Origin of the sequence: Neisseria sp. (assembly GCF_030530745.1) — a bacterium.
Classification (GTDB): domain Bacteria; phylum Pseudomonadota; class Gammaproteobacteria; order Burkholderiales; family Neisseriaceae; genus Neisseria.
In genome coordinates this window covers 35,638-51,183 of the sequence record NZ_JAUMUI010000010.1, presented here as the reverse complement: position 1 = coordinate 51,183, position 15,546 = coordinate 35,638, and the positions used below count along the sequence as shown (strand labels likewise).

The 15,546-nt window shown below is 55.3% G+C and carries 14 protein-coding genes; 7 read left to right on the top strand and 7 right to left on the bottom strand.

Translation table 11 applies throughout. The annotated features are described in order from the left end of the window. Positions 1-42: 42 nt before the first annotated feature. From Q3970_RS05415 to Q3970_RS05405, 3 genes are all read right to left on the bottom strand, one after another. Positions 43-531 carry a phosphatidylglycerophosphatase A gene (locus Q3970_RS05415; RefSeq protein WP_303099581.1) on the bottom strand — a complete coding sequence of 163 codons (489 nt, stop codon included), beginning with the start codon at positions 529-531 and terminating at the stop codon, positions 43-45. Further along, the gene (gene thiL / locus Q3970_RS05410; protein WP_303099580.1) at positions 524-1,486 is read right to left on the bottom strand and encodes a thiamine-phosphate kinase; all 963 of its coding nucleotides are present in this window, start codon (positions 1,484-1,486) and stop codon (positions 524-526) included. The genes Q3970_RS05415 and thiL overlap by 8 nt, the downstream gene beginning before the upstream one ends. A gap of 349 nt (positions 1,487-1,835) precedes the next feature. After that, entirely contained in the window at positions 1,836-2,579 is a 744-nt protein-coding gene (locus tag Q3970_RS05405; protein ID WP_303099579.1) for an OmpA family protein, read from the bottom strand. A gap of 454 nt (positions 2,580-3,033) precedes the next feature. Here Q3970_RS05405 and Q3970_RS05400 point away from each other — a divergent pair, with 454 nt between their 5' ends. Next, positions 3,034-3,984, top strand: a complete 951-nt coding sequence (locus tag Q3970_RS05400) for a CysB family HTH-type transcriptional regulator (RefSeq protein ID WP_303099578.1) — start codon at positions 3,034-3,036, stop codon at positions 3,982-3,984. A 69-nt stretch (positions 3,985-4,053) separates the two neighbouring features. Here the strand turns inward: Q3970_RS05400 and fnr are convergent, their stop codons facing one another. Next, a complete protein-coding gene (fnr, locus tag Q3970_RS05395; RefSeq protein WP_303099577.1) occupies positions 4,054-4,788 on the bottom strand; it encodes a fumarate/nitrate reduction transcriptional regulator Fnr in 735 nt (244 codons plus the stop codon). Between the two features lie 151 nt (positions 4,789-4,939). On the opposite strand from fnr, the gene hemN reads away from it, so the two are divergent. Beyond that, a complete protein-coding gene (gene hemN, locus Q3970_RS05390; protein WP_303099576.1) occupies positions 4,940-6,346 on the top strand; it encodes an oxygen-independent coproporphyrinogen III oxidase in 1,407 nt (468 codons plus the stop codon). Positions 6,347-6,488: 142 nt separating this feature from the next. Continuing rightward, entirely contained in the window at positions 6,489-8,141 is a 1,653-nt protein-coding gene (locus Q3970_RS05385) for a glycosyltransferase family 39 protein (RefSeq protein WP_303099575.1), read from the top strand. Positions 8,142-8,207: 66 nt separating this feature from the next. On the opposite strand, the gene Q3970_RS05380 is transcribed toward Q3970_RS05385, so the two are convergent. After that, positions 8,208-9,089, bottom strand: a complete 882-nt coding sequence (locus tag Q3970_RS05380) for a lysophospholipid acyltransferase family protein (protein ID WP_303099574.1) — start codon at positions 9,087-9,089, stop codon at positions 8,208-8,210. Positions 9,090-9,234: 145 nt separating this feature from the next. Between Q3970_RS05380 and Q3970_RS05375 the strand changes: the two genes are divergently transcribed. From Q3970_RS05375 to Q3970_RS05365, 3 genes are all read left to right on the top strand, one after another. After that, positions 9,235-9,777 carry a TIGR00645 family protein gene (locus tag Q3970_RS05375; RefSeq protein ID WP_303099573.1) on the top strand — a complete coding sequence of 181 codons (543 nt, stop codon included), beginning with the start codon at positions 9,235-9,237 and terminating at the stop codon, positions 9,775-9,777. 136 nt (positions 9,778-9,913) lie between these two features. Beyond that, positions 9,914-11,083, top strand: a complete 1,170-nt coding sequence (metK, locus tag Q3970_RS05370; RefSeq protein WP_303099572.1) for a methionine adenosyltransferase — start codon at positions 9,914-9,916, stop codon at positions 11,081-11,083. A gap of 322 nt (positions 11,084-11,405) precedes the next feature. Continuing rightward, on the top strand, positions 11,406-11,996 hold the full coding sequence (locus Q3970_RS05365; RefSeq protein WP_303099571.1) for a YhcB family protein: 591 nt from the start codon (positions 11,406-11,408) through the stop codon (positions 11,994-11,996). 103 nt (positions 11,997-12,099) lie between these two features. Here Q3970_RS05365 and miaB read toward each other — a convergent pair whose 3' ends face one another. After that, positions 12,100-13,419, bottom strand: a complete 1,320-nt coding sequence (gene miaB, locus Q3970_RS05360; RefSeq protein ID WP_303099570.1) for a tRNA (N6-isopentenyl adenosine(37)-C2)-methylthiotransferase MiaB — start codon at positions 13,417-13,419, stop codon at positions 12,100-12,102. Positions 13,420-13,437: 18 nt separating this feature from the next. Beyond that, complete coding sequence (locus tag Q3970_RS05355) at positions 13,438-13,812, bottom strand: hypothetical protein (RefSeq protein WP_303099569.1); 375 nt, start codon at positions 13,810-13,812, stop codon at positions 13,438-13,440. 221 nt (positions 13,813-14,033) lie between these two features. Here Q3970_RS05355 and Q3970_RS05350 point away from each other — a divergent pair, with 221 nt between their 5' ends. Beyond that, a complete protein-coding gene (locus Q3970_RS05350) occupies positions 14,034-15,503 on the top strand; it encodes a YdiU family protein (RefSeq protein ID WP_303099568.1) in 1,470 nt (489 codons plus the stop codon). Positions 15,504-15,546 lie beyond the last annotated feature (43 nt).

The window sequence follows — 15,546 nt, the reverse complement described above, 5'->3', positions numbered from 1 at the left end:
AACTTTCCGTATGGTTATGTTCAGACGGCCTATATTTTTGTGTTACCACACCCATGCGGCAATATGCAGCACCAGCAAAGTAAAACCGGCGGCCACCGCATCGTCGAGCATAATGCCCAAACCGCCGCGTACACGCTTATCCAGCCACTTTATCGGCCAAGGCTTGAGTGCATCAAACAGGCGGAACACGGCAAACGCAGCCAGCCACCACGCCCAATGAAACGGCACGAATGCAAGCACCAGCAGCATGGCAACGATTTCGTCCCACACAATGCCGCCGTAATCCTGAATACCGAGTTCGCGCTCGGTATGGCTGCAAATCCGTATACCCCACACAAAAAGGATAACGCACAACGCCGCCAGCCACCAGCCCGTGATGCCGATTAAATACAAAACAAACGCTATCGGCAGCGCAGGCAGCGTGCCGAACGTGCCCGGAGCCACCGAAGCCAACCCGCTGCCGAAACCGAAACCGAGCAAACACAACGGCCGCGATTTCAGCCATGAAAAAGTAGGTTTGAAATCACTCAAAATGATCGAATCCTAAAGAAGCCAACACAACCGGCCTGCCGGCAGCGTCTGAAATATTCAGACGGCCGCAGCCTTCCGTTATTCTGCCGATACGCGTTACCAGTGTAGCGCTTGCCCTGCCTGCTTCAAGCACGGCAGCGCGGCACGATTGGGGCGCGGTAAACACCAGCTCATAATCGTCCCCTCCCGCCAGCACGCAGCCGTATAAAGCCGTTTTATCCAAGTTATCGCGCAACTGCGGCAAGGTGGGCACTTCTTCGGCAAAAATCTCTGCACCCACACCCGAGGCTTGCAAAATATGCCCCAAATCCTGCGCCAGGCCGTCTGAAATATCTTGCGCCGCCCGAGCAAACGGCAGCAAAGCCTGACCCAAAGCCACTCTCGGATCCGGCCTCAGCCGCACCTGTTCGCATAAATCAAAAACCGCGTCGGGCAAAGTAAACGTTTGCCAATGATGGTGCAATGCGGCGGCAGCCAAACCCAACCGCCCCGATACCCACACATCATCGCCTATTTGCGCGGCATCCCGCCGCAACGCCCTACCCTGCGGCAGCTCGCCGACAATTGTAACATTAAATACCAAATCGCCCTTGGTGGTGTCGCCGCCAATCAGCGTTACGCCGAAACGCCGTGCCAACGCAAACAAACTGTCGCAAAATTCGGCCAACCAGCTTTCCCGTAATTGCGGCAGCCCGGCACTCAACAACGCCCAGCGCGGAGCAGCACCCATTGCCGCCATATCCGAAATATTCACCGCCAATACTTTATACGCCAAATCAGCAGGGGCGACACTCTCAAAAAAATGTTTGTTTTTAAGTAGCATATCGCTACTTAAACATAAATCATACCCTGCACGCGGGCAAATGATAGCCGCATCGTCGCCTATTCCCAGCAATACGTCTTCATCAGCTTGCACCCGTTGTAAATAGCGACGAATAAAATCAAACTCTTTCATAGGATATTTTGTCGGGACGAAACTTTTACAAAACTCAGAAGCTTTAAAGGGATTGCCCTTCCCGCATAAACGGAAATTCAAAGCCGTTGACCATGAAATGGTATAGCGGCTTAAATTTAAAAAAAGACAAGGATACGAAGCCGCAGACAGTACAGATAGTACGGAACCGATTCTGTTACCGCTTCAGCAGTTTACAAAACTGTTCTCTTTGAACTAAAGCAAGGCAACGCTGTACTGTTTTAAATTTAAACCACTATATAACTTTATTTTCCGATAGCTGACTACATCCTTTCAACACAAAACCCCGCCAAAGCGGGGTTTTGTGTTCTTCAACCTTAATATAAGTTGATTATGGGCGGGTATAACCGTGGTATTTAGAAGCGGGGCTGGGAACCCAACCTTCTTCGGTAGCGGGACGCTCACCCTCAACCTGACCCGGAGCAACCTGTTTGGTTACCAAAGTGCGGATCTTAACATCTACACGACGGTCGGGTTCGATACAAGCAATCAGAGCAGCGCGTTTCTTAGCTTTAGAAACTTTTTTGCCCAAGTTGGCAACTTCGGCTTCGCAAGAAGCAGTCATGCGGGCTTGAGATTCGCCCAAACCAACGGCAGAAATCTTGTTGGAAGCAACGCCTTGACCCACCAAGTAGTTGGCAACGGCGTTGGCACGACGCTCAGACAGGGCTTGGTTGTATTGCTCGGAACCCATAAAGTCGGTATGCCCTTCAACGCGAACAGCTTCAACATTGGTGTTGCTCAAACGTTGTGCCAAAGCATTCAGGGTTTCGGTAGCTTCGGGACGCAGGTTGTCTTTATCGAAACCGAACAGAGTGTTGGCAGACAGAGAAACGGTTTCATCGGCATATTGGGGGGCGGTAGCTACGGGAGTAGCATCGCCACACTCAATACGGCCTTGGGTTTCTTTATCGAAATAGGTATTTTTCCAGCACTCGCCGTAGTTGTTACGTACTACGGTTTGTTCGCGGTCAACGGTATAACCGTGTTTGGTATGCGCCTCGCTGGCGGCCATTGCGGTACCTGAAGCGGCCAAGGCAACAAACAAGGCGCTTAATTTCAGCTGTTTGGTCATTTTATTCCCTCATCAAAGATTGTTATACAACGGGCGCAGAGCGTAACCGCTGCAAATCACCAATATACAGGCCACTGTCGTAAACGGCGGCAAATCGGATATATCAGCCTGCACTATAAAGAAACGGAGGGCAAACTGTCAATACACAACTGCTCCGTACACAACGGCAAAGACCCGCTTCCTGTTTCTGAATCATGCCGAAAAATCAACCCTGTGTCATGTATTAACGAACAAAACGGCACTTGCAGACAAAACCCGTTGCACAGAAACAACAACCGGCACCATACAGCAGCCATGACTTATCAATATCAACAACAGACTGTTTATTGAAAAACAAAATCTTAACTACAACACTGAGACAATCAGGCAGATTCTGTCAAAGTGTGCTACATTGCCGGGTATCTGCCGTAAAGAATCCACAAATCCCCTCCGTTTGGCTTTTTTAATTTTTAAGATGAAATTACAGCAATTACGTTACGCGCTCGAAGTTTACCGCCATAATCTGAACGTATCTGAAGCCGCCGAAGCCCTGTTTACTTCACAACCGGGTATTTCCAAACAAATCAGATTGTTGGAAGAAGAGTTGGGGGTACAGATATTTATCCGCAGCGGCAAACGCGTGGTCTCGGTTTCGCAACCGGGCAAGGCGGTTCTGGAGTTGGCCGAACGGATTTTGCGCGATGTGCAGAATATTAAGAATATCGGCAGCGAGTTTACCGAGCACGACAGCGGCTTTCTGACTATTGCCACTACCCACACGCAGGCGCGTTATGCGCTGCCGGCCATTGTGGCGGAATTTGTTCGGCGTTACCCTAAAGTGCAGTTGAGTATCAAACAGGGCAGCCCTGATGCGCTGGCCCAAATGGTGGCAAACGGAGAAGCGGATTTCGCCATTGCAACCGAAACGCCGGAGGAAAACGGAGGGCTTCGCAGACTGCCTTGTGAAACATGGGCACATGCGGTAATCGTACCGGATGATCATCCTCTTTTAGACTGCCGCCATCCGTTGGCGATTGAAGATTTGGCAGCTTTTCCACTGGTAACTTATGAATTCGCCCTTAATCACAGCAACAATATTGCCCGTGCATTTCAGAAAGCCCGCCTAGCCTTGCCTACTGTGGCGTTGTCGTCGGCCGACACTGATGTGTTGAAAACTTATGTACGGCTGGGCTTAGGCGTGGGCCTGATGGCAAAAATGGCTTACGATGCCAAAACCGACGGCGATCTTCACTTGATCGACGCCTCGCATTTGTTCGAGCCTTCCCACACTTACATCGCGCTGCGGCCGGACACTTATCTGCGCGGCTATACTTATGATTTTATTACTCTGTTTGCGCCCAAACTCACCCGCACGCAGATTGACAAAATGTTATACGAACCGATTGAAGAAGATTTTTCCATCTAAACCGAACAGAGAATGTTTAAGGCCGTCTGAAAAATATTTTTTCAGACGGCCTGCTTGATTTTCAAATAGTTATACGGCGTGCTCGCAGCCGGAAACCATTTTCTTCAAAGTCTGCGGTGCTAAGATTTTAATATGCTTGTGTTCAACCAAAATCAGCCCTTCGTGATGAAATTTCGACAAGGTTCGGCTGACGGTTTCCAGTTTCAGCCCCAAATAGCTGCCGATTTCCTCGCGCGACATCCGTAAAATAAAATCATTGGCGGCAAAACCGCGGGCATACAGGCGGTTGGACAGGTTGAGCAGAAAAGCCGCCAACCGCTCTTCGGCGCGCATATTGCCCAGCAGCAGCATCACGCCTTGGTCGCGCACGATTTCGCGGCTCATCAGGCGGAAAAAATGGTTTTGCAAGCTGGGAATATTCTGTCCCAACTCTTCCATGTGCGAAAACGGCAGCTCGCACACTTCGCTGTCTTCCAAGGCGACGGCATCGCAACTGTGGGCATGTGTGCAGATGCCGTCCATACCGATCAGTTCGCCCGACATGAAAAAACCGGTTACTTGGTCGCGCCCGTCCTGGCTGGCGATGGTGGTTTTAAAAAAACCCGTGCGGATGGCAAACAGCGAGGTAAACGGCTCGCCCGCACGAAAGAGGTATTCGCCTTTTTTCAAACGGCGGCTTTGGCGGATGACGGCATCCAATTGGGCAAATTCGGTCGGCATCAGCCCCACGGGAAGGCACAGTTCGCGTAAGGAACACGTCGAACACAGCGTTTTCATCTGATGTTGGGCAGTGTGTGCAGGCATGGCAGGCACCTTTTCTTCTGAGCAACTTTTATATAGTTAAGCCGCGACTTAAGGACTATTGACTCCAGTCAAGGCTTGTTTATGATAGTGCAGGTATTCTATCAAACTACCTTTGGTTTGCCTATCCATTCCGAATCAAGAAAATTATTTAATGAAAATCATAAAGATACACAACAACACTGAGCCTGAATTCGACCGCGGGCTGATTGCTTCGCTGCCCTCCAGCGGCCCCCGCTACACTTCTTATCCTACCGCCGACCGCTTTCACGGCGGCTTTGGCGAAACCGACTATATCGAATCGCTCGATATGCGCCATGCGGGGGCTTTAAACAAGCCCTTGTCGCTTTATATCCATATTCCTTTCTGCAATACCATCTGCTATTACTGCGGCTGCAATAAAATCATCACGAAAGACAAAGCCCGCGCCGATGCCTACATCGAATATCTCGAAAAAGAAATGGCGCTGCTCGCCCCGCATCTGGACGGCCGCCATCAGTTGGCGCAGCTGCATTTCGGCGGCGGCACACCCACGTTTTTGAGCAACGGGCAGCTTGAGCGCGTTTTTGCAATGATACGGCGCTATTTCGATTTGGTTCCCGGCGGGGAATACTCGATAGAAATCGATCCGCGCAAAGTCAGCCGCGAAACCGTGCTGCATTTGGGCAGGCTGGGTTTTAACCGCATGAGCGTGGGCATTCAAGACTTCGACCCGAAAGTGCAGGAAGCGGTCAACCGCGTACAAACCGTTGAAGAAACGCGCGAAGTGGTTGAGGCTGCACGCGAAGCGGGATTCAAATCGGTGAGTGTGGATCTGATTTACGGCCTGCCGCACCAATCGCTCGAGAGCATCAAACCCACCCTCGACACCGTGCTTTCGCTCGACCCCGACCGACTGGCGCTTTACCACTACGCCCATCTGCCGCATATTTTCAAACCGCAGCGCCGCATCGACACCGCTGCCGTTCCCGGTAGTGAAGAAAAACTTGATATTCTGCAATACGCCGTGCAAACGCTCACCGCCCGCGGTTATGTGTTTATCGGTATGGATCATTTCGCCAAACCTGAAGACGAACTCTCGCTGGCCTTGAAAGAAGGCTGGCTGCAACGCAATTTCCAAGGCTATTCCACTTATGCCGACTGCGATCTGATTGCCTTGGGCGTATCGTCTATCGGCAAAATCGCCAATGTCTATGTGCAGAACGAGCGCGATATCGATGCTTACTACGCCGCCATCGACGCCGGCCGCCTGCCCGTAATGCGCGGCTACCGCCTCAATCGGGACGACCTGCTGCGGCGCAACATCATTCAAGATCTGATGTGCCGTTTCGCATTGGATTTCCGGGTATATGAAAGCGTGTTCGGCATCTCGTTCGCACACTATTTCCAAACCGAGCTGGCGGATTTGCAGCAACTGGCCGGCCTCGGCCTGCTGGTACTCAAGCCGCACGGCCTGCAGGTTACACCGAAAGGGCGGTTTTTAATCCGCAACATCGCCATGGTGTTCGATTACCATTTGCGCCATAAAGAAACCACGGCACAATATTCCAAAACGGTTTAGCGGGCTTGGGCGGAACAACGGGTATTTCAGACGGCCTAAGCAGACTGCAACCTTTGCCAAAGCCGCCATCTTCATAACGGCTCCCTATACTGCATCTTTATTTGTTACACTTAAACCCGTTTGACTTTTCATTTTCCGCCCCATGCTGACCTACACCCCGCCCGGATCCCGCCCGCCCTCCCCCATCCGCGAAAAACCTTGGCTGCTGCTGTTGCTGGCATTTGCCTGGCTGTGGCCGGGTATTTTTTCGCGCGACTTGTGGAACCCGGCCGAACCTGCGGTTTTCACTGCCGTAGAGGCGTTTTCAAACGGTGCTTCCGCATGGCTGCCTACCGTGCTCGACCGGCCTTATTTCAACATATCTCCCGTGTATGTGTGGACGGCGGCACTGTTCGGGCGGCTGCTCTCGCCGTGGGCGGCCGATGCTTATTCTGCCGCCCGCTTTGCCAGCGTGCTGTTTACCGCCGTCGGCCTGCTGTGCTGCGGCGGAGCAGGTTTCCACTTTTTGGGCCGCCATCAGGGGCGCAGCGTGGCGCTGATTTTAATCGGCTGCACGGGGCTGGTTACGATGGCGCATTTCCTCAGCGGGCAGTCGGTAGTTTTTGCCGCGCTGGGCATGTGCCTGTATGGCTTTTCGCTGGCGCAGACGCGCGTAATTACGGCCGCACTGATGCTTGGCGGCGGCTGGGTGCTGCTGTCGGTGTCGGCCGGGCTGCTGCTGCCTGCCGTGCTAATGCTGACGGCACTGGTGCTGCCGATGCATCAGCAATGGCAGTTCAAACGCTACTACCTCGCTTTGGTGGGAGCGTTTGCATTTGCCCTGCCGGTGATGCTGGTGTATCCGTTTGCGCTGTTTAAAACCGATGCAGCGGCCTTTGAAATCTGGCTGCATTATCATGCGTTCGGCGCGTTCGGCGGCACACAGAGTTTTCAGACGGCCTTTTCGCTGCCTTATTATTTGAAAAACCTGTTGTGGTTTGCTTTTCCCGCCTGGCCGCTGGCAATATGGGCTGCCGCCCGTATGCGGCTTTCCCGCCAACGCTGGGGCGTGCTTGCGCTGGCTTGGCTGGCCGCCGCCGCCGTGCTGCTCACGCTCAGCCCGCACCGCTACCAAGACCATCTGGTTTGGCTGCTGCCGCCGCTGGCGCTGCTCGGTGCGGCACAGCTCGACGGCCTGCGGCGCGGAGCGGCGGCGTTTATCAACTGGTTCGGCATTATGGCTTTCGGTCTGTTTGCGGTGTTTTTATGGCTGGGCTTTTTCGCCATGAACTACGGCTGGCCCGAGAAACTGGCTGAGCGTTCCCATTATTTCAGCCCGTATTACACGCCCGATATCGACATTATGCCCATGCTGGTGGCCGTATCGTTCACCCCTGTATGGTTATGGGCGATTACGCGCAAGCATATCCGCGGCCGGCAGGCCGTTACCAACTGGGCGGCAGGGGTAACGCTGGTGTGGGCGCTGATGATGACACTGTTTCTGCCGTGGCTTGATGCCGCCAAAAGCCATGCGCCAGTGGTACGGCAAATGGAAGCGTCGCTGCCTGCCAATCTGAAAACCACCCTGGCCGCAGGTGCAAGCTGCGTGAGCGTGGATGCCGATGCCGCCACCGCGCGCATCGTGTGGCAGCAATACGGCACGCTGAAGCTGCGCGTGAACGATGCTTCGTGCACCTACCGTCTGGTGCAGCAGCCCAAAGGCAGCACCATACCCGACGGCTGGAACCTGTTGTGGGAAGGCGCCCGCCCGCGCAATAAAACAGAAGGCTTCGCGCTGTTGGAAAAGGCCGTCTGAAACGGTTCGGCATGGTTTCAGACGGCCTCTGGTGCGGTTTGTTTGTCATTAAAACACAATGTTTGTTCAGCTTTCAGGGGTCGGCTCAGGCGCCCCTGCCGGATGTTTGTAGCGGTTGTAGGCAAACAGATATTGGTGCGGAAAACGTTTGATCCAATATTCCACATTGCTGTTGATCACTTGCGCATCGTGAGCCTTATCGCCGTTGAGTCCGCCCTGCAACGGCTCGATATGCAGCACGAAGCCCTGCCCTTCGGGCAGGCGCTCGCCCACAAAAAACAACGCCCTCACGCCTTTCACTTGGGCGAGCTTGCCCGCCAGCGTCATGGTGTAGGCGGGTTTGCCGAAAAAACCGGCCCATACACCTTCGCCGCCTTCGTGCGGATCGGGCACATGATCGGGCAAAACGATGGCGGCCTCGCCCGCGCGCAGGGCTTTGATAATCTGCTTTACGCCTTGGATATTGGCGGGGGCGGTGCGCCCTTTGCCGCGCACGCGGCCGGCCTGCATCACTTGGTCGAACGCTTTGATTTTCGGCGGCTTATACATGGCGGTGAGCGGAAACGGCAACTGCTCGCTGATGTAGCGCCCCGCAATATCGTAGCTGCCGATGTGCGGCGTGATAAGCAGCAGGCCCTCGCCGTTTTCCACCGCCTGCCGGATATGCTCCCAGCCGTGTGCGGCCCTGAACAGCCCCGCCACCTGCTCAGGCCGTCTGAAAAAAGCCACCGGCAGCTCCAGCCCGCCTTTGACCGTTTCCCGCAACACGGCTTTAACGGCAGCATCGTCTGCATTCAGGCCGGCAATCTGCAAATTGCTGCGTATCCTTTCGCGGTCTTTGCGGGCGAAATAAAAGCCCAAACTGCCCGACACATTTCCTATGGCGTGCAGCGTGCGCAGCGGCAGTGCGGCAAACAGGCGGAACAGCAGAAAAACCAGAGTTTGCATGGCGGTGGCGGTAAATGTTGGTAAAAGCAGCATTGTAATGGAAAACCGCGCCTGCCCGCCATGCCGCACCTGTGATGAAAATATTGAACTCGGCACCGAAACAGGGTAATTTCTGCACTTTTGCCAACTTTCCGTTTGAAATACCATGGAACACCACCAGACCCCTTCCCCGCACAGCCAACCGCCCTCTTGGATTGCCCAAATGATTTTCGCCAGCCGCTGGCTGCAACTGCCGATTTACCTCGGCCTGATTGTAGTGCAGGCGGTTTATGCCTACAAATTCCTCAAATCGCTGTGGCACCTGATTGCAAACCTTAACCAAATGGATGCCAACACCATCATGCTGGCGGTTCTCAACCTGATCGACGTGGTGATGATTGCCAACCTCTTGGTGATGGTGATTGTGGGCGGTTATGAAATTTTCGTATCGAAACTGCACACCGAGGGCCATCCAGACGAACCCGAATGGCTCAGCCATGTAAACGCCTCGGTGTTGAAAGTGAAGCTGTCGATGTCGATTATCAGCATTTCTTCCATCCATCTGCTGCAAACTTTTGTGAACGCCGGCAACCTGCCCGAAAAAACCATGATGTGGCAGCTCTTGCTGCACTTGGGCTTTCTGGCCTCGGCGCTGGCGATGGCCTACACCGACAAAGTGCTCTACGGCACCAGCCACAAAAGCCATTAACCCTTTTCATACGGCCTGATGAATTATTCATGCAGGTATGGCCGGAGCGGTCCGCCGCCTCTGCTATAATTTGCACCGTTTAGCTGCCATGCAGACCGGCAAGCCGCCGGTTTGCTTCTTTTACGAAAGAACCACCATGAGCGAATATGTGTTTACTTCGGAATCCGTGTCCGAAGGCCACCCCGATAAAGTTGCCGACCAGATTTCCGACGCCGTTTTAGACGCCGTTCTGGCGCAAGACCCCAAAGGCCGCGTGGCCGCCGAAACCCTGGTTGCCACCGATTTGTGCGTGCTGGCCGGCGAAATCACCACCACCGCCGAAGTCGATTACGAACAGATTGCCCGCGAAACCATCACCCGCATCGGCTACAACAACCCCGAATGGGGCTTTTCGGCCGATTCCTGCAAACTGGTTTTAAACTACGGAGAACAGTCGCCCGACATCGCCCAAGGCGTAAACGAAGGCGAAGGCGTAGATTTGAACCAGGGCGCGGGCGACCAGGGCCTGATGTTCGGCTACGCCTGCGACGAAACCCCCGTGCTGATGCCGTTTGCCATCTACTACAGCCACCGCCTGATGCAGCGCCAGAGCGAAGTGCGCAAAAGCGGCATCCTGCCGTGGCTGCGCCCCGATGCCAAAGCCCAGCTCACCTGCGTTTACGACAGCGAAACCGGCAAAGTGAAACGCATCGACACCGTGGTACTCTCCACCCAGCACGATCCCGACATCAGCCGCGAAGATTTGATTGCCGCCGTGAAAGAACACATCCTCTTCCCCGTGCTGCCCAAAGAAATGCTCACCGAAGAAACCAAATACCTGATCAACCCCACCGGCAACTTCGTTATCGGCGGCCCGCAGGGCGACTGCGGCCTGACCGGCCGTAAAATCATCGTCGATACCTACGGCGGTGCGGCCCCGCACGGCGGCGGTGCGTTTTCCGGAAAAGACCCCACCAAAGTCGACCGTTCCGCCGCCTATGCCTGCCGTTATGTTGCCAAAAACATCGTGGCAGCAGGCTTGGCACGCCAATGCCAGATTCAGGTTTCCTACGCAATCGGCATCGCCGAGCCGACCTCCATCGCCATAGACACCTTCGGCACCGGCGAATTGAACGAAGCCGAACTGATCAGGCTCGTGCGCGAACACTTCGACCTGCGCCCCAAAGGCATTATCCAAATGCTCGACCTGCTGCGCCCGATTTACAGCAAATCCGCCGCCTACGGCCACTTCGGCCGCGAAGAGCCGGAATTCACCTGGGAGCGCACCGACAAAGCCGCCGTGCTGAAAGCCGCCGCAGGTTTGTAACACTGTTCATGCCATGCAACACATGGCCGTCTGAAAAACATTTGTTTTCAGACGGCCTGAGACCTTTGCAAAATACGTTTTAATCCTGAATTTATTTATGTTTCGTCATACCCGGGCTTGACCCGGGTATCTATTATTCTTTTGAAACAAAAAGATGCTCGGGTCAAGCCCGGGTATGACGCAGAGGTTTTGAGATGCTGAAAGGAATTTTGCAAAGGTCTCGGCCTGTGTTTGTGTGCCCGCCATTGTTCCCGCCCCCGTTTCATTGGTAAGATACGGTCGGCAGTTTTCCGATTATGCCGCCGAACACAAGGAGAACAAAATGAATACGCTACCCTGGGAAGCACAACTCGCTTTAGCCGCCGTTACCGGCTTTGCCGCCGGCCTGCTGCTGATGTGGCTGCTGATGCGCCCGAAAGCCAGCCAGCATAAAAAAGAGCGCGAAACGCTGATGCAGGAATTCGGTCAATACCGCCGCAAAGTGGACGAACATTTCATAGAAACCGCCGCCGCCGTCGACGAGTTGAACCGCAGCTATCAGAAAGTTATCCGGCACCTGAGCAGCGGCGCGCACACCCTGATGGGCAAAGAAACCCTGCAGGAGCAGCTCACCAAACGCGGCAATGCCTCGGTTACCGTGGCTTATCTGGCCGCCGGCACCGCTGCTGCGGCAGAAGGAACCTCCGAGCCTCCGTCTGCCGTTACCGCAAATGCCGTCGCCGCCTCGCAGCCGGATATCGATTTAGACGAACAAACCCCCGTGAGCGACACTCCCGTGATTACCCCGCCGCCGCTGGCCGACGATTCTGCCGCGCCGTCTGAAGCAGGCCAAACAGAAACCGGCGGAGAAAATGCGGAGGTTCCGGCATCCGAAACCGCCGAAACCGAACCGGCGGCCGCAAACAAGACATGATTTGCAAAGGCTCCGGCCCTGAATATTTTTTATAATGACAACAGGCCGTCTGAAAACCTTTATTCAGACGGCCTGTTGCCTTTCAAGCGTTTTAAACCGGTTTTTAAACCAATTCGCCGCGCAGCGAGAACGTGTAGGCTTCCGTGATTTCCAGCTCGACCATTTGGTTGATCAGGTCGGCGGAGCCGGTGAAATTCACCACGCGGTTGTTGGCGGTACGCGCCTGCAGCTGGTCGGGGTCTTTTTTGGAGATGCCTTCCACTAGGCAGCGCTGCACTGTGCCGATCATAGTTTGGTTGATGCGGGCGGTTTCGGCCTCGATTACTTCGTTCAAGGCTTCCAAACGGCGCACTTTTTCTTCGTGCGGCGTGTCGTCGGGCAGGTTGGCGGCGGGTGTGCCGGGGCGCGGGCTGTAAATGAATACGAAGCTCAAATCGAAGGCGATGTCTTTCACGAGCTTCAAGGTTTGCTCGAACTCGCGTTCGGTTTCGCCGGGAAAACCGACGATAAAATCGGAACTCAAACACAAATCGGGGCGGATGGCGCGCAGTTTGCGGATGATGGATTTGTATTCCAGCGCGGTGTAGCCGCGTTTCATTGCCGAGAGCACGCGGTCGGAACCGCTCTGTATCGGCAGGTGCAGGTGCGAAACCAGCTTGGGCAAATCGCGGTAGCACTCGATAATCGCATCAGAAAATTCGCGCGGGTGGCTGGTGGTGAAGCGCATACGCTCGATGCCGGGGATTTCGTGCACGATACGCAGCAAGGTGGCGAAGTCGCAGATTTCGCCGTCGTCCATCGCACCGCGGTAGGCGTTCACGTTTTGCCCCAACAGATTGATTTCTTTCACGCCCTGCTGTGCCAGGCCGGCAATTTCAGTGAGCACGTCGTTTAAGGGGCGCGAGAACTCTTCGCCCCGGGTGTAGGGCACGACGCAGAAGCTGCAATATTTCGAGCAGCCTTCCATAATCGACACGAACGCTGAGCCGCCTTCGACGCGCGCGGGCGGCAGGTGGTCGAATTTTTCGATTTCGGGGAAGGAAATATCCACCTGCGAGAGGCCGGTGGTTTCTTTGTCCATAATCATTTTCGGCAGGCGGTGCAGGGTTTGCGGGCCGAACACAACGTCCACATAGGGCGCGCGTTTCACGATGGCCTCGCCTTCCTGCGAGGCCACGCAGCCACCCACGCCGATAATCAGGTTGGGGTTTTTGGCTTTCAGGGGCTTGACGCGGCCCAAATCCGAAAACACTTTTTCCTGCGCTTTTTCGCGCACGGAGCAGGTGTTGAACAGAATAATGTCGGCCTCTTCGGCCTCACTCACTTGCACCAAATCGTCGCCTTCCGCGAGCACGGAAAGCATTTTTTCGCTGTCGTATTCGTTCATCTGACAGCCGAAGGTGCGGATAAATACTTTTTTCATATCAAACGGATAAATGGTTTATTGGCGGGCGGCACGCTGCTCGAAGGCCCGCTTTTCGGCATCGGTGAGCACCCAGATTTCGCTGATACCGCCTGCTTCGTTGCGGCGTACGGCCACGGCTTTGCCGGTGTGGCCGGTGAGTTTGCCGCGCACGATGAAACGGTTGCGTTCGTCTTTGATGCGCAAATCGGGGGCGGTGTCAAATGCGGCGGCCTTGCCGTCGAGCCAGCCCAACGTGAGGATTTTCAACCAAGAAAGGCCGCCGTCGCTCAGCACGATTTGCGGGTAGGCCACCTGCTTCAACACGGCCACGTCCATATCGGCCGGCACGGTGCGCTGCGCCCAGGTTAGGGAAGAAAACAATAAAATCGAAAGGGTAAACAGTTTTTTCATAATATTTTTCTGCCGTAATGTGGGTAAGACAGCGGCGGATTATAGCACATCGGGCAAGACGGAGCCTTTGTTTTCAATAGGAATTCGGCCCGCAGGCGGCAGGGTTGCGGAAATGATGCAGAGGCTGTATATAGGATAGGCCGTCTGAAATGCAGCGCCGGGCCTGCACAAACGCCGCACGATATTTTTCAGACGGCCTCAAACGATAAAAAGGAAAAACCATGCCGCACACACTCCCCCTAACCGCGCCCGCCGTTACCCGGCTGCCCGGAACCTTTTACAGCCGCGTCCGCCCCGAACCGCTGGCCCAACCTTATTGGGTGGCGCAAAACCACGCGCTGGCGGCAGAAATGGGCTTGAGGCCGTCTGAAATCTTCGACAACCCCGGCAACCTGCTCTATCTCGCCGGCAGCGCCCCCGCCTACGACCCCGCGCCCGTGGCCACCGTGTACAGCGGCCACCAGTTCGGCGTGTATGTGCGCCAGCTCGGCGACGGGCGCGCGCTTTTACTGGGCGACAGCACCGGCGGCGGGCAGCGCTGGGAATGGCAGCTCAAAGGCGCGGGCAAAACGCCTTATTCGCGCTTTGCCGACGGCCGCGCGGTGCTGCGCTCCAGCATACGCGAATACCTCTGCTCCGAAGCCATGCACGGCCTAGGCATCGCCACCACGCGCGCACTGGCGCTCACCGGCAGCAACGATGCGGTTTACCGCGAAGAAGCCGAAACCGCCGCTGTAGTTACGCGTATTGCCCCGAGCTTTATTCGTTTCGGCCACTTCGAATACCTCTACCACACCGGCCGGCACCACAACCTGCCCGTGTTGGCCGACTTTTTAATCGAACACCACTTCCCCGAATGCCGCGAAGCCGACAACCCTTATCTGGCATTTTTCCAAACCGTTTCGCAGCGCACCGCCGAACTGATAGCCGCCTGGCAGAGCGTGGGCTTCTGCCACGGCGTGATGAACACCGACAATATGTCGGCACTCGGCTTAACCATAGATTACGGCCCGTTCGGCTTTCTCGACCATTACGACCGCCGCCACGTCTGCAACCATTCCGATTCCGGCGGGCGCTACGCCTACAACGAACAGCCCTATGTTGCGCATTGGAACCTGGGCCGCTTCGCCTCGTGCCTGCTGCCGCTGGTGTCGGAGGGTGCATTAACCGAAGAGCTGGAACGCTTTCCCGAAGCGTTTCAGACGGCCTATACCGCCAAAATGCGCGCCAAAATCGGCCTGCAAACCGCAGAAAAAACCGACGCCGAACTCATCGGCGACATGTTTGCCGCCCTGCAAAGCCGTAAAGTAGATTTCACCCTGTTTTTCAGGCATTTATCATGCGTCGGCAACGCACACGATGAGCCGCTGCCGCCTGCCCTGCTGGATTTGTTCCAAGGCCCCGCCGATGCCTTTATCCACTGGATAGGACGCTACCGAGGCAGGTTGCGCGCCGAAAACAGCAGCCCCGAAGCGCGCGCCGAACGCATGAACGCCGTCAACCCGCTGTATATATTGAGAAACTACCTGCTCGAACAGGCCATCGAACAAGCCAGAAACGGCGACTTCCGCGAAATCGAACGCCTGCACCGCTGCATGCAGAACCCGTTTGAAGCGCGGCGGGAATTTGCCGACTTCGCCGAACGGCCGCCCCAATGGGCCGGCGGCATTTGCGTGAGCTGTTCGAGTTAGGCGCCGCGCCTGTTTCAAAAAAAACGCAGGCCGTCTGAAAAAG